The organism is Bradyrhizobium sp. AUGA SZCCT0105, assembly GCF_018129565.1.
GTDB lineage: Bacteria > Pseudomonadota > Alphaproteobacteria > Rhizobiales > Xanthobacteraceae > Bradyrhizobium.
Map to the genome: position 1 here is coordinate 1,080,757 of NZ_JAFCMK010000002.1, position 23,293 is coordinate 1,104,049.

Consider the following 23,293-nt stretch of genomic DNA (forward strand, 5'->3'; position numbering starts at 1 on the left):
ACTTCAACGAATGCAGGGAATCCTTTCTGAAGCTTGGCTTCGATACCAATGGCATCTCGTGGTTCTGCACCAGCCAGGGATACAAGAGCTGACGGTTTCGCACCCGGAATGCATAGAAGCCGCCTTCGTTCGCGGCCTCCTTCGTTCCGGACGTGCCAAGCTTGTGTGTTAATCCCGCGTCACCGCTGTCGGCCGCCACACCAGCAGCCGCTTCTCCACGACAGTCACCGCCATGTCGATCAGGATGACGAAGGCCGACAGCACGAACATGCCGGCGAACACGCCGGCGACGTCGAACACGCCCTCGGCCTGCTGGATCAGATAGCCGAGGCCGGCCGCGGAGCCGAGATATTCGCCGACCACCGCGCCGACCACCGCAAAGCCGACCGAGGTGTGCAGCGAGGAGAACATCCACGATAGCGCCGAGGGCCAGTAGACGTGCCGCATCAGCTGCCGTTCGTTCATGCCGAGCATGCGGCCGTTGTCGAGCACCGTGGTCGGCACTTCCTTAACGCCCTGGTAGACGTTGAAGAATACGATGAAGAACACCAAGGTCACGCCGAGCGCGACCTTGGACCAGACGCCGAGCCCGAACCACAGCGCGAAGATCGGCGCCAGCACCACGCGCGGCAGCGCGTTGACCATCTTCACATAAGGATCGAACACCGCGGCGACACGCGGCTGTCGCGCGAACCAGAAGCCGACCAGGATGCCACCGCCCGAACCGATCACGAAGGCGAGGATGGACTCCCACAGGGTGATCGCAAGATGCTTCCAGATCACCCCGGTCGAGAACCATTTTACAATCTGGCTGAAGACGTCGACCGGATTGGAGAAGAAGAACGGCGGCAGCAGCACCTTGCCGAACACCGGAACGGTTGAGAAGAACTGCCACAAGGCCAGCGTGACGACGGCGACCAGGACCTGCAGGGACAGCAACGTCAAGCGTGACATCAGGCGGCTCCCGCCTGCGTCGACTGGACATAGCCCTTCATCACCTCGTCTTTCAGCACGCCCCAGATTTCGCGGTGCAGGGCATGGAAATCCTCCTCCATCCGGATTTCAGCGATATCGCGCGGCCTCGGCAGCGTGATGCGCCAGTCGCCGATGATGCGCGCGGAAGGACCGGCCGACATGATCACGACACGGTCGGCAAGCGCGATCGCCTCCTCGAGATCGTGGGTGACGAACAGCACCGCCTTACGGTCGGCGGTCCACAATTCCAAGAGCAGATTGCCCATGATCTGCCGCGTCTGGGCGTCGAGCGGGCCGAACGGCTCGTCCATCAGCAGGATCTTCGGATCGCGGATCAGGACCTGCGCGAGCGCGACGCGCTTGCGCTGGCCGCCCGACAGCATGTGCGGATAGCGGCCGGCGAAGGCGCCGAGCCCGACCGAGGTCAGCCACTGCTGCGCGCGCGCGAGCGCATCCGTGCGCGGCGTACCCCGGATCTCGAGCCCGATCGCGACATTGTCGATCGCGGTCTTCCACGGGAACAGCGCATCGGCCTGAAACAGATAGCCGGCGTCGCGGTTGAGGCCACTGAGCGGCCTGTCGAAAATCCGCGCCGACCCGGCGGCCGGTTTCAACAGCCCCGCGGTGACGTTGAGCAGCGTGGATTTTCCGCATCCGGTCGGGCCGACAATGGCGACGAACTCGCCATGCGCGACCGAGAGATTGGCCTGCTCGACCGCGGTATAGACGCGCCCATCCGCCAACCGAAACGCCACTGTCGCACCGTCAAGCGCGACCGCCGTCGGCTCCGTCATCGCCACGCATTCCTCCCGAATATCAGGCAAATGGCTTAGCGGTTCGCTCGGGCAAGTTCAACGCAGGAAGATGGCGCAGGACGCGTGCTGAGGGACCGCGGTCACGCGATTTTCAGACACGCCCGGTGGCGCACTGCGCAACCGGGGTTGCGCATCGCACCGACTTCGTCGAGGCTGCGGGCCAAGACGGTGGACAAGGAGACAATCATGCGGATCGCAGTGGTCGGCGCCGGAGGCGTCGGCGGCGGCTTTGGAGCGGCGCTGGCGCATGCCGGCGCCGACGTCACCTTTATCGCGCGCGGCGCGCACCTCGCCGCCATGCGCAGCGAAGGCCTGAAGGTTCAGGGCGGCCGCGGCGAAACCCACCTGGTCCCGACCCAGGCGACTGACGACCCCGCAAGCGTCGGCCCGGTCGATATCGTGCTGTTCTGCGTCAAGCTGTGGGACGTCGAGAGCGCCGGCGCGCACATCAAGCCGATGGTCGGTCCCGACACCGCGGTGATCCCGCTGCAGAACGGCATCGACGCGCCGGACAGGCTGATCCCGATCCTCGGGCGCAACGCCGTGATGGGCGGCGTGGCGCAGATCTCTGCCTCGATCATCAAGCCCGGCGTGATCAACCAGGTCGGCACCTTCATGCGGATGATCTTCGGCGAACTTGACGGCCGCATCACGCCGCGCGGCAAGGCGCTGCTCGCGCTCTGCCTGAAGGCCGGCTTCGACGCCACGCTGAGCGAGCAGATCAACACCGAGCTGTGGATGAAGTTCGTTGGCCTCGCCACCAATGCCGGGATGACTGCGGTCACGCGTCAGCCGATCGGCAGGCTGCGCGACGATCCCGACCTGCGCCCGTTCTTCGTATCGGCCTGCGAAGAGATCATCGCCATCGCCCACGCCAGCGGCGTCAAGCTGCCACCGGACCCGCTTGCGAAAGTGCTCGACTTCATCGGCCACGCGCCGCCGGCGATGAAGGCGTCGATGGCGCTCGATCTCGAACGCGGCAACCGGCTCGAACTGCCCTGGCTAAGCGGCAAGGTGGTCGAGCTCGGCCGCAAGCTCGGCGTGCCGACCCCGACGCACGACTTCCTCTATGCCGTGCTGAAGCCCTATGCGATGGGTGCGCCGTCGTAGGCAGGCGGCCGCGCGTTGCAGCAGCGGCGCCGCTCAGGCATGTTGCGGCGGGGCAAGGGTGGCGACCTGATCAGCATGCACCGTGATGGCCGTGCCGCCATGTCCATCGCTCGCGGCGACGAAGGTGGATGCCATGTAGTTTCCGAGCAAGGCGATGCTGGCGGCGTGGACGCCGTCCGAAACCGAGAGCGATCCGCCTGCGGTGTTGCCGGCAAAGCCCACGGTTTGCCCAGCCGCAAAACTGATATTGGCGAAATCGATCGCGTCGGCTCCCGTCATGCCGGCGACGGTGCCGGAGAAGTCGGCGGGATCGTCGAGCTTCAGTGTCCCGGAGCCTGATGCGAAGGAGATTTGCGCCGAGCTTGGGGACGCAAGCTCGAGGGTCTGTCCGGCTGGAATGATCGAGGGATCACTGATCTTGAAGGCGCTGGACCAGGCGCCCCAGACGGTCCCGTCATTGGCCTTGATCCAGAGCGTGTCCGTGTCAGACCCGACGTGATACGCAAGCTGGGAGAGCTGCGAGGCCGCGACGACGTTGTCCTGATTTGCTCCGAGCGCAACACCGTTCAGCGTGAAGTAGCCGTTGCCGCCTCCGCTATTCCAGACATCATATGATGTCGCGGAACTGCCGAACGGATCCGAATAGGTGAAGAGCGAGGACACCGAGAACGTCTGGCCTTGAACGGACAGCGTGCTCGAATTGGTCGGGGTCACCACCGGACCCGTGTCCACCGGCGCAGTCACGGTGAAAGCACCTGACCATGATCCCCAGACGGTGCCGTCGTTCGCGCGGACCCACAGCGTGTCCGCGCCCGAGCCGGATTGATAGCTCAGCGACGCCAGCTGGGCCGCGGTGAGGTAATTGTCCTGGTTGGGCGCAAGTGCCACCCCGCTCAAAGCAAAATGCCCGCCACCTGTGCCGGTGTCCCAGACGTCATATTGGGTCGCGGCGCTGTTGAACGGATCGCTGTAGGTGAACAGCGACGAGACCGCATAGCTCTGACCGTGAGCCGCAACGATGCTCGACACCGCTTCAACGGGCCCGCTGTCAAGGGGAGCATTGACGGTGAAGGCGTTCGACCACGCCCCCCACAGCGTGCCGTCATTGGCCCGGATCCAGAGCGTGTCGATCCCCGAGCCGGATTGATAGGTCAATGACGACAGCTGCGCGGCCGTGACGTAATTGTCCTGATTGGCCGACAGCGCCGACCCGTTCAGAAGGAAGCGTCCGCCGCCTGTGCCCGTATCCCAGACGTCGTATTGGGTCGCAGCGCTGTTGAACGGATCGCTGTAGGTGAACAGCGACGAGGCAGCATAGCTCTGGCCGTGGGTCGCAATGATGTTCGACACCGTCTCAACGGGTCCGCTGTCGAGGGGAGCATTGACGGCGAACGCGTTCGACCACGCGCCCCACACAGTGCCGTCATTGGCGCGGATCCAAAGCGTGTCGATGCCGGACCCGGATTGATAGGTCAATGACGACAGCTGGGCGGCCGTGATGTAATTGTCCTGGTTGGCGGGCAGCGCCACGCCGTTCAGGAGGAAGTGGCCGCCGACGGTGCCGCTATCCCAGACATCGTACACGGTCGCAGCGCTGTTGAACGGATCGCTGTAGGTGAACAGCGACGAAGCCGCATAGCTCTGGCCATGCGCCGCGACGATGTTCGACACCGTCTCAACGGGCCCGGTGTCAACCGGCGCATTGACGGTGAAGGGGCTCGACCACGCTCCCCACACGGTGCCGTCATTGGCGCGGATCCAGAGGGTGTCGATGCCGGAGCCCGATTGATAGCTCAACGAGGCCAGTTGCGCGGGCGTGATGTAGTTGTCCTGGTTGGCGGGAAGCGCCACCCCGTTCAGAACGAAGTGTCCGCCACCGGTTCCCTTGTCCCAGACGTCATATTGCGTTGCAGGATTGTTGAACGGATCGCTGTAGGTGAACAAGGACGAGGCCGCATAGCTCTGGCCATGCGCCGCGACAATGTTCGACACCGCCGCGACGGGACCGGTGTCGACCGGCGCCGTGACGGTGAAGGCGTTCGACCACTGTCCCCACACCGTGCTGTCGTTGGCCCGGATCCAGAGCGTGTCCGCGCCGGAGCCGGATTGATAGCTCAATGACGCCAGCTGCGCGGCCGTGATGTAGTTGTCCTGATTGGCGGCAAGCACCACCCCGTTCAGAACGAAGTGGCCGCCACCGGTGCCGCTGTCCCAGACATCGTATTCGGTGGCCGCGAGGCCGAACGGGTCGTAATAGGTGAACAGCGACGACACGGCAAAGCTCTGGCCGTGCGCTGCCGTCATGTTTACGCCCGTCACCACGGGCCCTTCAGGGGTTGCCGTAAATTCGGTCCAGGCGCTCCAGAATACGCCGTTGAACGCCTCCACCCACAGCTGGTCGCTCCCGGGACCGAACTGATAGGCAATGCTGGACCACTGTGAGGCAGCGACGTCGATCTCGACCCCGTTCGCCTGCGCCACCCCGCCCACAGTGAAGTGGCCGTTACCGGTGGAGTCCCAAAGCGCATATTCGATGATGGGCAGAGTACCGCCCGTCGTATAGAACATGGACGACGCTGCAATCGAGGTTTGCACGCGGCCGGTTATGTTTGACGCGACCACCGTGGGCGCGACGTCGACGGCGCCGGAATTGTCGATGACGAAGTCGCCGCCCTCACTGGCGATCTGTGTCAGCGAAACCTCAAATTGCACATCCCAGTTCTGGCCGGGATAGCTGTTTCCCCATGGATTACGAACGATGAAATTGCCCGTTGCGCTGTCATAGCCGACGACCCCGAACGCGTGATCCGGGACCAGCTGGATGTTTCCGGCACTGTCATACGTGTACGGCGACGTTGAAGGAATCTCGAGGGTGACGTCGTCGTGGCTGGAGAGTGCCGCGATATAGACGGACTTGTTGCTGTACCAATTGGACGCGCTGCTCAGATAATAGTTGACGCTCGTCGCGTCGGTCAGATTCTCGAAGACATTCGTCGGGGGATCAGCGGAGATATTGTTGTAGCTGTTGACGGCCGGGTGCCCGATCTGCCCCGTTGCGCTGAGCTGCGCGTAGGCCTTTTCCACCAGGGCAACCCACATCGCAGTGGGTTGCTCATTGTAGTTGTGGCCATAGTCAAGTTCGGTGCCACTGACGACCGGAAACTCGTCATTGACGGTTTCCCATGTCTCCTGACCATTGACATAGAAGCGCACGCCATAGGTGCCGTTTCCGTTGTCCACGATCATGGAACTCATGACCTGGGGATGAAAGACGACGACGTCGATCAATCCCGACATCAATTCGCAATCGCCGTCTGCGCCCTGACAGATGTCGTTGACGGTGGCCGCGCCCGCCGAAGAATACAACGGCCCGACAACCGCGCTGTAGCCCTGCAATGTCCAGCCGCTCCCGCCTGCATCGGGCGGCAAAGTCGGATCCGGAAGATCGGTCCCCTGAAACCACTTTCCGATCAGTTCAGACATCTGCGTCGACGTCGTGCCAACCTGCAGATTGCCGAGCGTGATGTGAGCAGTGCCGCCCCCTGTCCAGGTGGCGTTCGCCGGATTCCCATCTACGAGCTGGTTGAAAAGATGGGAGACATAGTCCGACGTGTAGAGGCCGCTGTTCAGATTGGCCGCAATCAGCTGCAGCGAGTTCAGCTCATTCGCGGTGACACTCCCGCGGTTGGCGACATCCGCCAGCAACTGGATGGCTTCCGCGTCGGTGAAAACGCCGTCCGCAGCAAAGTTGAGCATGTCGGACTTGATGCCGCTGTCGACCAGGGAATTGACCCAGCTTGCCGTCATGGAATTCCTTCGCAAATCTTGACGCGATACGATTGCTGTCGGCCAGGCCTGTCCTGCCGAGGTTGCGCGCGTTCCGTCGCGACGAATCCAGCAATAGATTGCGTAACTATCGCTATAGTTGTGAACGAATTCGGGACCCGTGTCGATCTTGCCGACCGCGGCCAAAAGCCAAAGCAGCCCGCATGATCGTGAAGATTCGTTAACGTCTGCCTGATGCGCGGCCCGCCACCGGGGATCGAGGCGGGGTTTGGCCCCGACCGCAGCGCCGGGTCCCCAGGGAAGCCGAACCTGGTCCGGGTTCCCTGCAGCGCATCAGCCGCGCCGCCGTCCCTTCGATGCCCCGGCTCGCGCGGCATAAAGGCAGGGCTGAGCGCCGCCGGCCCGCTCGCATCACGCGCGTTCGAGAGCAGCCGGCTCGGCACCCTGAAATCCCAGCAGAACTGAAATCTGCCGGCCGGCCTCGCGCACCAGCCTTGAAAATTCCAGCAGCTTCTGCTCGTCGATACGCGCGCCCGGTCCGTAGAGGCCGACCGAACCGACGACGTCGCCGCGGTGATCGAAGCAGGGCGCGGAGACCGCGACCGTGCCGGCGAAGATCTCGCTGTGGCTGGTCGCGTAGCCGTTGCGCCGCGCAAATGCCAGGGCTTCCTCCAGCCGCGCACGGTCGGCGCTGTTCGGTATGGTGGCGAGGAGTTCGGCCTGCCGCGCCGGGTCCATGAAGGCTAGCATCGCCTTGCCGGTCGAGCCCCGGGTCAGGCTCAAACTGTCGCCGACGCCGCGGCTGATCGAGAGCACGTGACGGCTCTGGCATTCGAGGATGCAGATGCCGCGATCCTCCTGCACGCGGAACAGCGCCGCGGTCTCACCGGTCGCCTCGCGCAGGCCTTCGACGACGGGGCGTGCGATCGCGACGACCTCGAGCCCCGCCAGCCAGACATGGGACAACTTCATCACGCCGTGGGACAGCCGAAAGCGCTGCGGGTCGCCTTCGGCCTGAATCAGGTCGCGCTGCGCCAGCGTCTGCAACAGACGATAGAGCGTCGGCCGGCTCAGCCCGACGCGCTTCTGGATCTCGATCACGCTCATCGCCGGCTGATCGGGCGTGAAACATTGCAGGATCGCGATCGCACGGTCGACCGCGCGCACGCCTGACACCCCCTGCTCCGCGTCGTGAGCTTCCGCCTTCGGTTTCTTCGCCATCCGTCCACATCCGCAAATTCGGCAGGGCGCGCTGCAACCAGCGCGCTTGACCAATCGGGCCGCATGGATACTATCTCATATTATGAGAATAATGTCCACTAGATGGACATATCAAAAATGACGGGAGGATTGGAATTGCTTCAGACAGACGCCGCGCGCAGCTGGTCCGCGATCGCCGTGCTGATGTTCTCGACGTCGCTGGCGTATGCCGCGCCCGATGGCTCGGGCATCTCCGACGGCGTGGTGCGGATTGCGGTCCTGGGCGATTACGGCAGCGGCCGCGATCTCGGCGGGCCGGGCTCGGTGACCGCCGCCAGGCTTGCCGCCGCGGATTTTCACAACAAGGTGCTGGGCAAGCCGATCGAGATCATCTCGGCCGATCACCAGAACAAGCCCGACGTCGCGGTCGGGATCGCCCGGCAATGGTTCGACGTCGAGCATGTCGACGCGGTGACCGATCTTGCGGTGAGCTCGGTCGGCCTCGCCGTCGCCGGGCTCGCAACGCAGAGCAACCGGACCGCGCTGGTCTCGGGCGCCGCGACCTCCGATTTGACCGGCGACAAATGCTCGCCGGTTATCACGCATTGGGCCGACGACACCTACGCGCTGTCGGCCGGACTGGTCGGCGAGCTGAGCCGCCGCGTCGGCAAGGAATGGTTCTTCGTCGCGGTCGACTATTCGTTCGGCACCGCCATGGTGAAGGATGCTTCGCGCGCGGTGACCGATGCCGGTGGCAAGGTCGTCGGCGCGGTGCGCTATCCCTTCAACACCACCGACTTCTCGTCCTTCCTGCTGGCGGCGCAGAATTCCGGCGCCAAGGTGGTGGCACTGGCCGGCACTGGCGCCGACACCGTCAACGCGGTCAAGCAGACCCACGAATTCGGCCTGCAACAGGGCGGGCAGACCATCGTCGGCATGCTGACCTTCATCTCCGACGTCCATTCGATCGGCCTGCGCGATGCGCAGGGCATGTACATCGCGTCTCAATATTATTGGGATGACGACGACGGCACCCGCGCCTTTGCCAAGCGCTTCATCGAGATCGAGAAACGCGAGCCGACCAAGCTGCAGGCCGCGACCTACGCAGCCGTGCGGCACTATCTGAAGGCGATCGAGGCCGGCGGCAGCGACGAGGCCAAGGCGGTGAATGCCGAGATGCGCAAGCTGCCGGTCGATTTCTTCGGCCGCCCCGCGCACGTCCGCAAGGACGGCCGTGTCGTCTACGACCTGTCGCTCTATCGCGTGAAGAAGCCGGACGAGAGCAAATATCCCGGGGACTACTACCAGAAGATCGCGGTCATTCCCGGCGATAAGGCATTCCGCCCCGAAGGAACGGGCGGCTGCAAGCTCGACAAATAGGACGCACCACCATTCGCCGCGACGCACGGTCGCGCATGCGAGAAACAAGGAGGAGCCGATGCCGCTTCGCAACGATTTCGATCAGCTTGTTGACGTCAAGGGTGGCTTCATCAGCCGCGAGATCTTCGTGGACGCCGATATCTACCGGCAGGAACTCGACAAGGTCTTCACGCGCGCCTGGCTGCTGGTCGGCCACGAAAGCCTCGTGCCGAATCCGGGCGACTTCTACACCTCGCGGATGGGCGAGGAATCCGTCATCCTCTGCCGCGACAAGAAGGGCGAGATCCACGTCTTCCTGAATTCGTGCCGGCACCGCGGCATGAAGGTGTGCCGCTACGAGCAGGGCAACACCTCGCTGTTCACCTGCCCGTATCACAGCTGGACCTACACCACCGACGGCAAGCTGCAGGGTGTTCCGCTGCACCGGACGCTTTATGACGGCGTGCTCGACCGCGAGGCCAACTCGCTGGTCTCGGTGGCGAAGCTCTGCAACTACAAAGGCTCGATCTGGGCGACCTGGGACAAGGATGCGCCCGACTTCATCGCCTATCTCGGCGATGCCAGGATCCATCTCGACCAGGCGCTCGACTGCCGCGACGGCCGCGAGGGCGGCTCCGAGGTGATCGGCGTCCACAAATGGGTATTCCCCGCCAACTGGAAATTCGCCGCCGAGAACTTCCTCGGCGACACCTATCACAATCCGAGCCACCGCTCGGTCGATCTGATCGGCATCGGACCGAGCGCAGCCGCCGGCAAGAAAGGCCGCCGCGACGACGAACTGGAGAAGGCACAGCACGTCTGGATCAGCTTTCCTGGAGGCCACGGCGTGCACAGCGCGATCCAGCCGGAAGCCAACGAATACACCGAGTCCTTCCTCGACAATCCGATCCTCGAACAATACTTCCGGCACTGTTTCGAGGAGCGCAAGCGGCGGCTCGGCGAAGGCGCGCGGCTGCTGCCCTTCGTCGGCACGATCTTCCCGAACACCTCCTATCACGGTCGTCAGCCGCGCGGACTTTGCGCCTGGCATCCGCACAGCCCGACCTCGACCGAAGGCTGGCGCTTCTTCCTGGTGGACAAGGACGCGCCACAGGAAGCCAAGGACTATCTGCGCCACTACTACATGCGCTACTCCGGCCCGGCCGGCATGACCGAGCAGGACGACATGGAGAACTGGCTCTATGCGACCGCCGCGAGCACCGGCACGGTCGCGCGGCGCTATCCCTTCAACTATCAGCAGTCGATGGGCGCCTACGTCACCGATCATCCGCTCGGCGGCGATGTCTCCACGCAAGTCACCGAGCAGATCGCGCGCGGCTTCTACCGCCGCTGGTCCACCTACATGCAGGGCGGCGGCTGGCACGAGCTGCTTGGATCCCCTGCCGGCAACCGGGAGGCCGCAGAATGACCGCGCCCCGAAAAACCATCCTCGTCAGCGGCGGCACCTTCGGCATCGGCCGCGCGATCACACTCGGCCTCGCCCGCCGCGGCCATGCGGTGGTGGCGTTCGGCCTCGAGGCGCCTCAGGTCTCGAGCACCGCGCAGAACGCCATCCCAGCTCTACGCGAAGAGCTCGATCGCGAAGGCCTGTCCGCCGAATTGATGGAAGCCGATGTGTCGCAATCGGGTGATGTCGGCAAAGTGGTCGCGCAGGCCATGGCGCGGTTCGGCCGCATCGACGGCGTCGTCAACAATGCCGCGATCGGTCCGCTCGGCACCGTGCTCGACACCGACGAGGCGCTGTTCGATCGCATTATCGCCGTCAATCTGAAGGGACCATACCTCACCAGTCGCGCGGCAATTCCCCATATGATCGCACAGGGCGGCGGCTCGATCGTCAACATCGGATCCGGCGCCGGCTGGGGCAAGCCGAACATGGCGGTCTACAGCGCGAGCAAGGGCGGCGTTGTCGCGTTGAGCGCCGCGATGGCCTACGACTTTTTCCACCAGCACATCCGCGTCAACACCGTGATCCCCGGTGGTGGCGGCATCGTCAGCGGCATGAGCCTCGGCCGGGTCGGCGGCGACGCCGCGCGCTTCGGCAAGGGCGCGCCGGGCACCGCCGCGGGCCGGGTGGCCGCCGGCGACGACATCGCCAATGTCGTGGCCTTCCTGCTGTCGCCGGAAGCCGAAACGCTGTCCGGCACCGTGATCGACGTCGGCTGCTTCGCGCAACAGGGCGGACCGATTCCGCCCGCTCCGGCGGCCTGACAACCCCGCGATCCCCGATGAGGAGATACCGATGACGACGACGGTTCAGGATCATGACAAGCAAGCGCAGGCTGCCGGCGCCACGATCGAACGATCGGCGGCCTATTACCGCCTGAAGGCCGATGTCGAGGATTTCTACTACCGCGAGGCCGACCTGCTCGATGACCGGCGCTTCCGCGACTGGCTCGAGCTGCTCGCCGAGGACGTCAGCTACTTCATGCCGATCCGGCGCAACGTGAAGTTCGGCCAGCAGGCCGCACGCGAGAACACCAAACGGGGTGAAGGCATCAGCTGGTTCGACGAGGACAAATGGACGTTGACCAAACGGGTCGAACAGATCCTGACCGGCGTGCATTACGCCGAGGAGCCGCTGTCGCGGATCACACACATGGTCAGCAACGTGCAGATCAAAGGCGCGCGGCCGGATATCGCCGCGGCGCGCGAGCTCGATGTCACGAGCCGCTTTCTCGTCTACCAGAACCGCGTCGAGTACGAGACCTACATCTTCGTCGGCCGCCGCAACGACACGCTGCGCCTGACCGACGACGGCTGGAAGATCGCGAGGCGCGAGATATTGCTTGAACAGAATATCCTGCTGGCCAAAAATCTCACCACGTTCTTCTGAGCAAGGTGTGGTGCGATGATTGACGTGACGGCGATCAAGGTCGGGACGCGGCTGAAACTGGAGGCGGGCGTCGTCGCCGAGGTGGTGGAGAACATGGACGATGGCCAGTGGCTGCAGGTGCGTTATCTGGAGTCCCCTGCCCGTCCGGGCGATGTCGGCACGGTGGAGCTTTGCCATGCCCAGGACGTCGTCGATGTGCTCAGCGACTAGTTCCAGCCAACGGACGATCGATCATGCTGCGATTTGAATACATGCCGAGCGATTTCCATCCGCTGTTCCTGTTCCTCGGCGAGGCTGTCGATCTTGCCGCGCTGGCAAGTCTGTTGCGGCGCTTTGCCGAGAATCCGCAAGCCGTTGCCGTGGCGGAGCGCATTCCCGGCGCGGTCTCGCGCAACGAGCTGGTGCTCGTGCCCGCCGACGAGGAATTCGGCATGCGCGATCTCGGCGGCCGGTTTGCCTGGAAGCTGACGGATTGGCAGGCCGAACGGATCGCCGAGCGCATCGAACTCCTGACGCCTGAGGATAACAAGTCCGGCTCGGAGCTCGTCGAGATCGGTAGCGAGGGCGAGATCCCGGTCAAGGTCTCGCGCGGCGAGTTCACCGATGACTTCCTTGTCACGCGCAGATAGCGGCGGATGGATCGCGTGAGCGCAAACCGCAGGCCAAAAGTCCTGATTGCCGGCGCCGGGATCGGCGGCCTCGTCGCGGGGCTGGCGCTGCTGCGGCGGGGGATCGAGGTCGAGATCTTCGAGCAGGCATCGGAGCTGCGCGAGCTCGGCGCCGGCGTCCAGCTCAGCGCCAACGGCACAAGGGTCCTGATTGCGCTCGGCCTCGAGCAACACATGCAGGCGATCGCCTGCGAGCCCTCGGGCAAGGAGATCCGGCTGTTCAGCACCGGGCGGACCTGGAAGCTGTTCGACCTCGGCGCCTCCTCGCGGGCAATCTATGGCGCGCCCTACTGGATGGTGCATCGTGGCGACTTTCACCGCGTGCTGGTCGACGCATTCAGTGCACGGGCACCGGGACGCCTGCATCTCAACAGCCGTTGCGCAGGCTTTGACGAGGATGGTGACGGCATCTGGCTGCATCTCGTCAATGGCGAGCGGCGCCGTGGCGACGTCGTGATCGGCGCCGACGGCGTGCACTCCGAGATCCGCCGGCAGATCGGTGGCGACACAAAACCGTTCTTCTCGGGTGTGGCCGCCTGGCGCGGCCTGGTCCCGATGCAGCGGCTACCGGCGAGCCTCAGGCGCGACGTCGGCACCAACTGGGTCGGTCCCGGCGGCCATGTCATCACCTATCCGGTTCGCCGCAGCGAGTTGTTGAACTTCGTCGGCATCTTCGAGGGCGGGAGCTGGTCGGTCGAGTCATGGACCGAACGCGGCACGCGCGAGGCCTGCGGCGATGCCTTTGCCGGATGGCATCCGGACATCCACACCATCATCGACAACCTCGATATTCCCTACAAATGGGCATTGCTTGGCCGCGATCCGCTCGGTCGCTTCGCCGCGGGGCGGGCCTGCGTGCTCGGCGACGCCGCGCATCCGACGCTGCCGTTCCTGGCCCAAGGGGCCAACATGGCGATCGAGGACGGCATGGTGCTGGCACGCTGCCTCGAATGCTTCCCGCCCGAGGAGGCGCTGCAGCGCTATCAGGCCGCGCGGCTGACGCGGACGAATATGATCGTGATGAAGTCCGCCGAGAATGCCAGGCGCTTCCACAATCCGGCGCTCGCCGACGCCGAAGGCGCCGACGCCTATGTCTCGCGCGAATGGCAACCGGACCGGGTGCGCGAGCGCTATGATTGGCTGTTCACCTATGACGCCTTGAGCGTGCCGATCTGACGGCAGGCATTCGAGCTGCCTGGTGTTCCCACATCAGTGGGCACGATGCCGTCCGCGGTGCGCCCGGCGCGTCGGAGGTGGCGGCGGCGCAAAGAAGGGATTCTCCGAGCACATCGCACCCCGGCCCGACGCCGACGCCTGGCACTGCGGGATCGAGGTAAAGCTGCAATCGATGTAGCTGCCGCCGAATTTGCCCTGAAAGACGTGCATGCACACCGGATAGTTCGGGTCATAGGCCTGCCCGGCGGCAGGTCCGGCCAGGGCGACCGCAGCTGCGGCGATCGCGAACAGTTTCAGGCGCATCGGTCTCTCCTTCGCTCGGAAGGTTTCCCCACAACAACAGGAGTTAGTCAACAGCGCCAGCGACGCGACGGCGCGCTAGTTGACAGTCTGACGCTGTCGTTGACCCCGCTCCCTGGTCGGCTTTTTTGGACCTTTGTAGAAGGGATTGACCGAGCATGTCGCCGATCGTCCCGAGGCCGTTGCCTGGCATTGCGGAAGCGACGTGAAGCTGCAATCGATGTACTCGGGCGTCAGCCGGCCGCCATAGACTTCCATGCAGACCGGATAATTCGGATCGTACATTTGCGCAGCGGCGGGCCCGGCGATGCCAACGCCGATGGCGGCGATGATGGTGAATTTCAAGCGCATCGAATTCTCCTCAAGCTTGCTCCGGGACGCCGGGCGCGCGGCTATCGCTGCTCGCCGGCCGGCTTGCCGTCGTCCTCACCAAGACAACGGATCATGAAGGCCGTGGTGTCCCGCGGCAGGACCTGCGCGGCCCGCGCCTTGAGGCGGCATTCGAGCTGTGCGATCTGGCGCGCCCGTTGCCGTTCCGACGGCAGCGTCGATTGCCGCAGCCGGCGCAAGGTCATCGGCGAGCCATCCGACTCGAAGCTCAGCTCGTACCGCTTGCCGCTCTGGTCGGTGGCGGCGCAGGTGATGGTCGACACCTGCCGCGTGATGAAGCTTCCGACCTGGCGGCAGGAGCCCGTCGACATCTCGACCAGCGGCACCGGCAGGCCATCGACGCGCGGACGGTCGCTCGACTTCAGCAACATGCGGTCGACCGCGAGCTCGAACAGATTGTCCTGGGTACGCTCGGTGCTCTCGCCGGAGAACGAGACGATGTGGCTCTTGTCGGCGGGATCGTCGAGCACGACGGTGAATTCGGAACGGCCGCGCAGGGTGTGGAAGTAGGCCACCGCCTTGCAGGTATAGCTGCGCCCGGCGACCGTGACATTGCGGCAGGTGCCGGACATCAACGCATACAGGTCGACGTCGTAAACCGGCCCGGCGGCAACGGCGAGCGCAGGCCAGCACACGATAGCAACCGCAATCAATTGAGCGAAACGGGAGATCATGCTGAAACGATCGAGAACACGGTCGATGGAGAGGTCCATGGCGCAAGGTCGCCGATTTCCATGGACTGTGCAACGATGAAGCAGGCCGAAATGTGGACGTCCCGCAAACGACCGGGGAACGCAGGCGAGCCGTGCTGAAAGGCCGCGCCGCTGGTGCCGTGCGTCAGATTTGCGGGCCGGACAGGGTGACCTCGCGCTCGGCGCGGAAGACGTTGCTATAGAGGTTCGCGATCCACTGACGGCCGCTTGCCGTCATGTTCAGGCAGTTGATGGCGCCCTGGATGTGCGGCGCGACCATATTCCAGTAGAATTGCGGATAGCGGTCGACGATATCGGCCGGCGATTCATAGCCGAGCTGGCGGTTGATGCCCACTTCCTCGAACTCGTGATAGAGCGCGTTGGCTTTCCTGATGTAGTTGGGATCGCCGAGCTGTCCGATGAAATCGGCGGCCCGGACGATCGCCGCCTCGTCGTCATATTGCTGGCCTTCGGGTGCCGGAAACCGCGTGCCTTCGATGTTGCGTGCAACGCGCTCGCGATCGAGCGGAAGGACGGCCTCGAGCCTGTCGAGCACATAGAGCTTCGAGCGGTCGACGTGATACGGCATCAGGCCGGCATCCGACGAGCCGCGCGGCAGCACGACCTTCTTGCCGGAGGAATCGATGACATAACCATCCGGTCCGTCGCCCTTCAGCAGGCCGCGCACATAGCCGATGTCGTGCGTCAGGCAGGCGATCATCGTGTGGGTGTAATCCTCCGCGGTGACATGGGTGTGCAGCGCGCGACCGCGGATGATGTCATGCCCGGCCAGCGTGACCAGCATGGTGTGCTCGACATTGTGGTAGAGCGCATCGCTGTTGCCGATGCATTCCAGCGCGATGCGCGCAGCGGCGGGCAGCAGTTCGCCAAATCGCGCCTGCGAAGCCCCAAAGGTGCGGCTGACCCATGTGGCGAGAAACTTCTCCAAAGCACCTGCCGCCAACTCAGGTAACGTCATCATCGATGCAGCCCCCGACCGCGCAACGTTCCTCGCTCGCCCCGATCTCACGTCGTAGTTGGGGAGAACTATAGCGCATCTGCGGGCGTGCGGCTACGCGTCGGCGAGCGCGTGATTCGTTCCGCCGTACTTTCCCGGTCTTGCCGGCTGTGACACCGAAGCCGCTGATAATGGCATGAACCGTGCATGATTCGGTTCAGACCGGGTTAATCTTACGGATAAAGACCATCATGCTTGTTACGCTCGTCGCCATCCTTTGCAATGCTCAGCTCTGCATGGAAAAGGTCGTCACCAACAGCGACCAATCCGGCATCACCATGGGCGCCTGCGCTGTGAGTGCCCAGATCGGCATCGCCGACTGGCTCGCCAAGGGGCCGTATCACGATTGGCGCTTGCAGAGCTATAAGTGCATCATGGGCAAATACGTACCCAAGAACGAAGTGTGATGTGTGCTCACAGCCCCCGAAGGGGCTGACCCGCTTCGCGAGCCCAGCTGGAACAGCCTGCGAAACCGCGTGATGCAGGCGCGTGCACCTCGAGTCAAAGTCCATTTTATGGGCTATCACTGTCGTTCACGATGGTGAGACGTGAAGTCGCCCAGGAATGGCCCGAGAATGCCCGCAACGCCGCTGATCGCCTACGCGCATGTCGGCAAGAGCTTTGACAATGGTCGCGTGGTGGCGGTCGACGACGTCTCGCTTGACGTGGCCGAGGGTGAATTCCTGGCTGTTGTCGGCGGCTCGGGCTCCGGCAAGACGACGCTGCTCAGGCTGGCCAACCGCCTGATCGAGGCCGACCGCGGCCGGATCGCCGTCGAGGGCGAAGACGTCAGCCGCATCGACCCGATCCTGCTGCGCCGCCGCATCGGCTATGTCTTCCAGAGCGGCGGACTGTTTCCGCATCTCACCGTCGCCGGCAATGTCGGCATCACGCCACAGCTGCTCGGCTGGCCGCAGGCCGAAATCTCGGCGAGGGTCGACGAACTGCTCGACCTCGTGCGGCTCGACCGCGCGCAACATCGCGACCGCCTGCCGCACGAACTCTCCGGCGGTCAGCGCCAACGCGTCGGCGTCGCGCGTGCGCTGGCTGCGAAGCCGCGCATCGTGCTGATGGACGAGCCATTCGGCGCGCTCGATCCGTTGACCCGCGACGCGCTCGGCGACGATTATCGCACACTGCACCGCGAGCTCGGACTGACCACCGTCATGATCACCCACGACATGACCGAGGCGCTGCTGCTGGCCGATCGTGTCGCAGTGATGCGTGGCGGCAAGCTGCTCGCTTTGGGCACGCCGGCGGAGCTTGCGGCCAACACCGACGCCTATGTCGGCGAACTCTTGCGTACGCCGCGTCGACAGGCGGAGCGGCTGGGCGCATTGCTGCCGCGGGACGGCACGGCATGAGCGATCCACGCTGGAGCGAGGCGCTTGCGCATCTGCCCGACTATCTCGGCAACCATGTCCGGGTCAGCGTCGCCGCGCTGGCGCTCGGGCTTCTGATCAGCCTGCCGCTTGCGCTCATCGCGCGCAACCGGCCGGTGCTGCGTGGCACGCTGCTCGGGCTTGCCAGCATCGTGCAGACGGTGCCCGGGCTCGCTTTGCTCGCGCTGTTCTATCCGTTGTTACTGGCGCTCACGGCGCTGACCGCGACGTGGCTCGGCTTCAGCTTCTCCGCCTTCGGCTTCCTGCCGGCGGTGCTTGCGCTCGCGCTCTATTCGATGCTGCCGGTGCTGCGCAACACCATCACCGGCCTCTCCGGCGTCGATCCGGCGGTGCTGGAGGCCGCCCAGGGCGTCGGCATGACGCCGCGGCAATCGCTCACCATGGTCGAGCTGCCGCTGGCGCTGCCGGTGATGATGGCGGGGATCCGCACCGCCGCGGTGTGGGTGATCGGCACCGCGACGCTGTCGACGCCGATCGGCCAGACCAGCCTCGGCAACTACATCTTCGCGGGCTTGCAGACCCAGAACTGGGTGTTCGTGCTGTTCGGCTGCTTCGCCGCCGCCGTACTCGCGCTTATCGTCGACCAATTGCTGGCGCTGATCGAGAATGGCCTGCGCAATCGCAGCCGCGTCCGGACCGCACTCGGCGGGCTCGGCATTGCCGCCCTGATCGCGGCGACGCTGGTGCCCGCGATCGCGCAGCCACAGGCGCGCTATGTCGTCGGCGCCAAGACGTTCACCGAGCAATATGTGCTGTCGGCGCTGATGGCGCAGCGGCTGCAAGCGGCCGGACTGCCGACGGCGACCCGCGCCGGCCTCGGCTCCAACGTGATCTTCGATGCGCTCGCGGCCGGCGACATCGACGTCTATGTCGACTATTCCGGCACGCTGTGGGCGAACCAGTTCCACCACACCGACATCAGGCCCCGCGCCGAGCTGCTGAGCGAATTGAAGACGACGCTGGCGAAGCAGGACATCACGCTGTTCGGCGAGCTCGGCTTCGAGAATGCCTATGCGCTGGTGATGCCGAAGAGCCGCGCCGATCAGCTCGGCATCCATTCGATCGCCGACCTGGCGTCGCACGCCGCGACGATGTCGATCGCCGGCGACTATGAAATCTTCTCACGGCCGGAATGGGCCGGCATTCAGAAGGCCTATGGGCTGACGTTCCGCGCCCAGCGCCAGATGCAGCCGGATTTCATGTATGCCGCGGTCGCCTCCGGCGAGGTCGATGTCATCGCGGGTTACACCAGCGACGGGCTGATCGCGAAATACGACCTGGTTGCGCTCGCGGACGACAGGCACGCGATCCCGCCCTATGACGCGATCGTGCTGCTGTCGCCAAAGCGGCGTGATGACGAGACGCTGAAGGCCGCGTTGCGCCCGTTGCTCGGCAAGATCGGCATCGCCGAGATGCGCGAGGCCAACCTGCGCGCGTCGGGCAACGACGCATCATCATCGCCCGACGCCGTGGCGCGCTGGCTGTGGGAGAAGATTGGCGGAAAATCGTAGGATGATCGCCGCTAAAGTCCCTTGATGATCCCCGCGTCGATCAGCAGTCGGTTGAAGCGGCGCGCTTCCGCGCCATCCTTGCAGACGTAGAACGCGCCGTTGCAGCGAAGCATGATCGCTTTCTGCTCCTCGAACGACGGATCGAGCGGAATGCCCGCGGCTTCCTGGATCACCAGCGGCAGATAGGCGGCGTCGATCGTATCCATCACCGTCGGACTCTTCACCGGTTCGAAGTTGATGGCGTCGATTGCGTAATATGTCGCGTAGTAGCGCGGATCGTAGTCCATCAGCTTCTTGCCGATGCCGGCCTCGTCGAGCCCGGGATCGAGCAGCTGCGGCGAGAACTCCGGCTGATGATCGCCGTAGCGCACGATCAGGAACGGCTGCGCCGGAAACTTCTTCTTCAGCGCCGCGACGAAGCCGGCATAGTCGTTGGCGCTCATCGCCTGCCGGCGCAGATATTCGTCGACCGACGGCGTGTTGCCGGGCCGCTTCCATGCCGGCAGCAGCTCGGGGCGGAATTTCGTCTCCCACGGGAAATGATTGGCGGCGAGATAGACGAAGGTGAACAGCGGCGTGCTGAGCGTCTTCTGCTCGGCCATCAGCTTCAGCGCCTTGTCGTAGAAGAAGCTGTCGGGCTCGACGTCCTTCGCATGCAAATCATGCGCGTCGTAGAATTGCTGGATACCGGTCGTGGTCTGGAAGCTGCGCGCGCTCATGAAGGCACCGAACGCCGGATAGAGCGACAGCGTGTCGTAGCCGCAGCGGCGCAGCGCCAGCGGCAGGCCGCGCTCGACGCGGCCCGATGCGATGCGGGTGACGAAATAGGCGAACCGGCCGAACGAGCGCGAGGACAATCCCGCCAGCACGTTGTACTCGGTGAACCAGCTCGGCCCACCATTGCTCTCGGCGAGGAATTTGCGTTCGACACCGTCGTAGGATTTGAACTGGCTGCCATAGCCCGGCGGAACCTTGACGCCGGACGCGGCGCGGATGTCGAAGCTCGATTCATCATGGATCATGATGATGTTCGGCCGCCGCCCGGCGGGGTGGCAGGCGTCGACCAGCGGCATCTTGAGCTGGTCGCTCGCGCTCGGGTCCGACTCCATGAAGCCATAGGCGACGAAGTCTGACACCGCGGTCACGCCGGAGCGCGCGAATTTCGACAGATAACCGTCGTCGTAATAGCCGCGCCAGGCTTCATCCGGCCAGGCGAAGGCATAGCCCGAGAGCGCCGCGGTGCAGGCAAGGCAGGCCGCCGCGGCCGGCAGGCGGCGGATGCGGAACGGATCGAGCCACCACAGCGCGTACATCAGCGGCAGCGTGACTAGGCCGGCGCCGATGATCGACCAGCGCAGGTTCGGAAAGATCGTGAGCAGAAACGCCGCGGTGTCGCGATCGATCACCATCAGGTCGACGAAGTTCGCGGTCATTTGCACCACGTCGTGCTTGAACCGCGACAGCAGCACCAGCACCACGACCAGCGTCAGCGACAGCGCGCCCGACAGCGCCGGCCGGCGCAGCAGCGCGACGAACAGGAAGTTGAGGATTCCCCAGCTGAGCAGGAAGCAGAGCCGCGAACCGAAATCGGTCTCGGTCCGCAGCATCAGGATCAGCGCGCCGAGATGGGGGGCGGCGACCGCCAACAACCGCCAGATGCCGATCGCGGCGAGACCGCCGGCCAGCGCGGAAACGGACGAGTTTTGCTGAGGCGCGGGCGCCATGGGCGGGACGCAATACAACCCGGCGCAATGCCACCGCCTTGACTGGCAAAGGCCAGGAGGCACACCGCACAGCCGGAGTCTGCGCCGTGTCATAAAAACGTAATTGAATCGTCATGAACGCGCAATGAATTTGCCCGCCCTGAGCACGCCCGGCCGGCGCGGCGCACCTCAGACCTTCGCAGCAGGCCTCGCGAGGCCGGCGATGAAGAGGTCGACGATGTCAGCGGCCATCTGCTCAATCTCGGCTTCGGCGACGCCCCAGCGCGGCAAATGGCCGTCGATATGCATCCGCGCAAAACCATAGACCAGCGCGCGGCCGGCGATCTGGACCTGCTTCAGGTCGCGCGCCTCGAGCTGACCGGCTGAAAAGGCCTCCGCCAGCGTGCGCTCGGTCAGGCCGATCAACTCCGCATTGTCGCCGGAAACGCCGGCCGAGCGGTCGTGGTCGAAGAAGCGGCGGCTGGAGATGATCTCGAAATGGGTCGGGTTCTTCATCGCCCAGCGCAGATAGGCGATCCCGAGGCAGCGGAAGCGGCCGAGCGGATCGCCTGACGGCGCATCGGCCAGCGCCGTCTCGATCTCGGCGCGGAAGCGGCGCTGCGCCTCCTCGGCCACCGCACTCATCAGAGCGTCCCGGCTCGGGAAATGCCGGAACGGCGCGCCCGGCGAAACCCCGGCACGGCGGGCGGCCTCGCGGACGCTGACCGCCTCCGGCCCGCCCTCGCCGACCAGCTGCATGGCGGCATCGATCAGGACCCGGCGGAGGTCGCCGTGGTGATACGGCTTGGCCGCCGGCGCCCGCGTCGCGACGGCCGGACGCGGCTTGGCGGGCCGGCGTCCGATCGGCGGTTTTTTAGCGGGGCGGCGCATGGCGCCTCTCTAGCATCACCCGCTTGTGAATGTAAGCGGTGATTACACGGATTGACCGCACTCCATCGCGAAATGTAACTGGCGATTACATCAACGATGGGAGGCAGGATATGGCGACGCGTCGGAACTGGTTCGAGGGCTGGCGGCTGTTCGGCCTGCTCACACTGACCCTGATCGGGCTTTCGATCTGGATCGCCGCAATGCGGCAGTTCGAAGTCGAGGGCATGCGGATGGTGATCCGCTTCACGGCGCGGACCTCGCTGCTGTTCTTCTGCCTCGCCTTCTCCGCGGCGGCGCTGGCGCGGCTCCGGCCGAATGCCTGGACGCACTGGCAGCGCCGCAACCGCCGCTATCTCGGCGTCACCTTCACCGCCTCGCACACCATCCACGCGGTCGCGATATCAGCGTTCGCAATGCTCGATCCGGCCGGCTTCGCCGCCGCGACCTCTGTCGTCTCCTACATCTTCGGCGGTATCGGCTATCTCGTCATCATCGCGCTGACCGCGACCTCGTTCGATCGCACGGCTGCGCTGCTGGGCCCGCACGCCTGGCGCAGGCTGCATCTGATCGGCGGCTACTATCTGCTGCTGCAGTTCACGGTCTCGTTCGGCAAGCGGATTCCCGAGATGCCGCTCTACGCGCTGTTCCTGGTGCCGCTCGCCGCGGTGTTCGCGCTCAGGATGATCAGCATGGCCGCGCGGCCCGTGCCGCGTCAGGCACAGGCGGGCTGAAATCCGGCCACCTCACACCAGGTGAAACTGGCGGCCGAGCCGGCGATGCACCGACAGCACCGCGCGATCGACATCGCTGATCAGGCTGTCGCCGAGCACGACGTTCGGAATCTCCCAGTTGCGCCCGACCTGCCCATCGGGCAGCGCAGCGACCGCCGGCACGCGGGCGGTCTCGCAGCCGGGCTGGGCGCGCAGCGCCTCCTCGGCAAGCTGGGTCAGTTCGTTCTGGCTCTTTCCGTCAGTCATGACCAAGTCCTGGCACCGGAAGATGGCTCACTGATGGCCGAGATTCTCCAGTTCCTTGGCACGGATTTCGGTCATGCTGCGCATGCATTCGCCGGCATCGAGGCGGGCGATGGTGCCCTCGCCGAGGTCGTAATACAGGCAATTCGCGTCACGGTACTGGATCCACAACCGTTGCGCGGTGCGCAGCTGTTCGCGCTGCTTGTCGCCAACGGCATCCTTCAGCGCCTGCTGATAGGCGACGTTCATCCGTTTGTCCCATTGCGCGGTCTTGGCCTTGAGGCACTCGACCATCTGGTAGGTATTGCCGTCGCAGGACGGCTCGGGATCGCCCTGATCGCCGGCCCATGCCGACGAGGTGGCGATGATGAAAACGGCCGCAACCAGGCGCCCGAGCCTGCACGGGCCTGTCGTGAGAGCCGATTTCATGCCGCCTTCCCTTTCCGATGGATGCCGTAGAGCCAT

The 23,293-nt window shown here is 64.7% G+C and carries 24 protein-coding genes; 12 read left to right on the plus strand and 12 right to left on the minus strand.

Annotated elements, in window-relative coordinates; translation table 11 throughout:
• Positions 1–168: 168 nt before the first annotated feature.
• Together JQ573_RS14205 and JQ573_RS14210 are read right to left on the minus strand one after the other, a co-directional pair.
• The gene (locus JQ573_RS14205; RefSeq protein WP_212310455.1) at positions 169–954 is read right to left on the minus strand and encodes an ABC transporter permease; all 786 of its coding nucleotides are present in this window, start codon (positions 952–954) and stop codon (positions 169–171) included.
• On the minus strand, positions 954–1,769 hold the full coding sequence (locus tag JQ573_RS14210; RefSeq protein ID WP_212310456.1) for an ABC transporter ATP-binding protein: 816 nt from the start codon (positions 1,767–1,769) through the stop codon (positions 954–956). The genes JQ573_RS14205 and JQ573_RS14210 overlap by 1 nt, the downstream gene beginning before the upstream one ends.
• Positions 1,770–1,976: 207 nt before the next feature.
• Here JQ573_RS14210 and JQ573_RS14215 point away from each other — a divergent pair, with 207 nt between their 5' ends.
• The gene (locus JQ573_RS14215) at positions 1,977–2,900 is read left to right on the plus strand and encodes a ketopantoate reductase family protein (RefSeq protein WP_249131686.1); all 924 of its coding nucleotides are present in this window, start codon (positions 1,977–1,979) and stop codon (positions 2,898–2,900) included.
• Positions 2,901–2,933: 33 nt separating this feature from the next.
• Here JQ573_RS14215 and JQ573_RS14220 read toward each other — a convergent pair whose 3' ends face one another.
• Together JQ573_RS14220 and JQ573_RS14225 are read right to left on the minus strand one after the other, a co-directional pair.
• The gene (locus tag JQ573_RS14220; RefSeq protein ID WP_212310458.1) at positions 2,934–6,707 is read right to left on the minus strand and encodes a C2 family cysteine protease; all 3,774 of its coding nucleotides are present in this window, start codon (positions 6,705–6,707) and stop codon (positions 2,934–2,936) included.
• A 390-nt stretch (positions 6,708–7,097) separates the two neighbouring features.
• The gene (locus JQ573_RS14225) at positions 7,098–7,907 is read right to left on the minus strand and encodes an IclR family transcriptional regulator (protein ID WP_212310459.1); all 810 of its coding nucleotides are present in this window, start codon (positions 7,905–7,907) and stop codon (positions 7,098–7,100) included.
• A gap of 129 nt (positions 7,908–8,036) precedes the next feature.
• Between JQ573_RS14225 and JQ573_RS14230 the strand changes: the two genes are divergently transcribed.
• The 7 genes from JQ573_RS14230 to JQ573_RS14260 are packed head-to-tail and all read left to right on the plus strand — an operon-like array spanning position 8,037 to position 13,946.
• On the plus strand, positions 8,037–9,266 hold the full coding sequence (locus JQ573_RS14230) for an ABC transporter substrate-binding protein (RefSeq protein ID WP_212310787.1): 1,230 nt from the start codon (positions 8,037–8,039) through the stop codon (positions 9,264–9,266).
• Positions 9,267–9,324: 58 nt separating this feature from the next.
• A complete protein-coding gene (locus JQ573_RS14235) occupies positions 9,325–10,674 on the plus strand; it encodes an aromatic ring-hydroxylating dioxygenase subunit alpha (protein ID WP_212310460.1) in 1,350 nt (449 codons plus the stop codon).
• Positions 10,671–11,477, plus strand: coding sequence for an SDR family NAD(P)-dependent oxidoreductase (locus JQ573_RS14240; protein ID WP_212310461.1), 807 nt, complete (start codon positions 10,671–10,673; stop codon positions 11,475–11,477). Before JQ573_RS14235 ends, JQ573_RS14240 begins: the two co-directional genes overlap by 4 nt.
• A gap of 31 nt (positions 11,478–11,508) precedes the next feature.
• On the plus strand, positions 11,509–12,102 hold the full coding sequence (locus tag JQ573_RS14245; protein WP_212310462.1) for a 3-phenylpropionate/cinnamic acid dioxygenase subunit beta: 594 nt from the start codon (positions 11,509–11,511) through the stop codon (positions 12,100–12,102).
• 15 nt (positions 12,103–12,117) lie between these two features.
• Positions 12,118–12,312: a hypothetical protein gene (locus tag JQ573_RS14250; protein WP_212310463.1), complete on the plus strand. Its 195-nt coding sequence runs from the start codon at positions 12,118–12,120 to the stop codon at positions 12,310–12,312.
• Between the two features lie 23 nt (positions 12,313–12,335).
• Positions 12,336–12,731, plus strand: coding sequence for a hypothetical protein (locus JQ573_RS14255; RefSeq protein ID WP_212310464.1), 396 nt, complete (start codon positions 12,336–12,338; stop codon positions 12,729–12,731).
• A gap of 6 nt (positions 12,732–12,737) precedes the next feature.
• Positions 12,738–13,946: an FAD-dependent monooxygenase gene (locus tag JQ573_RS14260; protein WP_249131690.1), complete on the plus strand. Its 1,209-nt coding sequence runs from the start codon at positions 12,738–12,740 to the stop codon at positions 13,944–13,946.
• A 33-nt stretch (positions 13,947–13,979) separates the two neighbouring features.
• On the opposite strand, the gene JQ573_RS14265 is transcribed toward JQ573_RS14260, so the two are convergent.
• The 4 genes from JQ573_RS14265 to JQ573_RS14280 all read right to left on the minus strand — a co-directional run bounded on the left by JQ573_RS14265 (position 13,980) and on the right by JQ573_RS14280 (position 16,310).
• Positions 13,980–14,249: a DUF3551 domain-containing protein gene (locus JQ573_RS14265; RefSeq protein WP_212310466.1), complete on the minus strand. Its 270-nt coding sequence runs from the start codon at positions 14,247–14,249 to the stop codon at positions 13,980–13,982.
• A gap of 75 nt (positions 14,250–14,324) precedes the next feature.
• Entirely contained in the window at positions 14,325–14,597 is a 273-nt protein-coding gene (locus JQ573_RS14270) for a DUF3551 domain-containing protein (protein WP_212310467.1), read from the minus strand.
• 41 nt (positions 14,598–14,638) lie between these two features.
• On the minus strand, positions 14,639–15,349 hold the full coding sequence (locus tag JQ573_RS14275; RefSeq protein ID WP_249131691.1) for a hypothetical protein: 711 nt from the start codon (positions 15,347–15,349) through the stop codon (positions 14,639–14,641).
• 124 nt (positions 15,350–15,473) lie between these two features.
• Entirely contained in the window at positions 15,474–16,310 is an 837-nt protein-coding gene (locus tag JQ573_RS14280) for a metal-dependent phosphohydrolase (RefSeq protein ID WP_212310468.1), read from the minus strand.
• 227 nt (positions 16,311–16,537) lie between these two features.
• Between JQ573_RS14280 and JQ573_RS14285 the strand changes: the two genes are divergently transcribed.
• The 3 genes from JQ573_RS14285 to JQ573_RS14295 all read left to right on the plus strand — a co-directional run bounded on the left by JQ573_RS14285 (position 16,538) and on the right by JQ573_RS14295 (position 19,260).
• A complete protein-coding gene (locus JQ573_RS14285; protein WP_074131807.1) occupies positions 16,538–16,753 on the plus strand; it encodes a hypothetical protein in 216 nt (71 codons plus the stop codon).
• A 168-nt stretch (positions 16,754–16,921) separates the two neighbouring features.
• Positions 16,922–17,710, plus strand: a complete 789-nt coding sequence (locus tag JQ573_RS14290) for an ATP-binding cassette domain-containing protein (protein WP_212310469.1) — start codon at positions 16,922–16,924, stop codon at positions 17,708–17,710.
• Positions 17,707–19,260 (plus strand): ABC transporter permease/substrate-binding protein, encoded by a 1,554-nt coding sequence (locus tag JQ573_RS14295; protein WP_212310470.1) that lies wholly within the window; start codon positions 17,707–17,709, stop codon positions 19,258–19,260. The genes JQ573_RS14290 and JQ573_RS14295 overlap by 4 nt, the downstream gene beginning before the upstream one ends.
• Positions 19,261–19,271: 11 nt before the next feature.
• On the opposite strand, the gene JQ573_RS14300 is transcribed toward JQ573_RS14295, so the two are convergent.
• Both JQ573_RS14300 and JQ573_RS14305 read right to left on the minus strand, forming a co-directional pair.
• A complete protein-coding gene (locus tag JQ573_RS14300) occupies positions 19,272–20,984 on the minus strand; it encodes a sulfatase-like hydrolase/transferase (RefSeq protein WP_212310471.1) in 1,713 nt (570 codons plus the stop codon).
• Positions 20,985–21,152: 168 nt separating this feature from the next.
• On the minus strand, positions 21,153–21,854 hold the full coding sequence (locus JQ573_RS14305) for a TetR/AcrR family transcriptional regulator (RefSeq protein WP_212310472.1): 702 nt from the start codon (positions 21,852–21,854) through the stop codon (positions 21,153–21,155).
• Between the two features lie 110 nt (positions 21,855–21,964).
• Here JQ573_RS14305 and JQ573_RS14310 point away from each other — a divergent pair, with 110 nt between their 5' ends.
• Positions 21,965–22,585, plus strand: a complete 621-nt coding sequence (locus JQ573_RS14310) for a hypothetical protein (protein ID WP_212310473.1) — start codon at positions 21,965–21,967, stop codon at positions 22,583–22,585.
• Between the two features lie 12 nt (positions 22,586–22,597).
• Here the strand turns inward: JQ573_RS14310 and JQ573_RS14315 are convergent, their stop codons facing one another.
• Together JQ573_RS14315 and JQ573_RS14320 are read right to left on the minus strand one after the other, a co-directional pair.
• Positions 22,598–22,831, minus strand: a complete 234-nt coding sequence (locus JQ573_RS14315; RefSeq protein ID WP_092115842.1) for a hypothetical protein — start codon at positions 22,829–22,831, stop codon at positions 22,598–22,600.
• A gap of 27 nt (positions 22,832–22,858) precedes the next feature.
• Positions 22,859–23,257, minus strand: coding sequence for a lysozyme inhibitor LprI family protein (locus tag JQ573_RS14320; protein ID WP_249131693.1), 399 nt, complete (start codon positions 23,255–23,257; stop codon positions 22,859–22,861).
• Between the last annotated feature and the right edge of the window lie 36 nt (positions 23,258–23,293).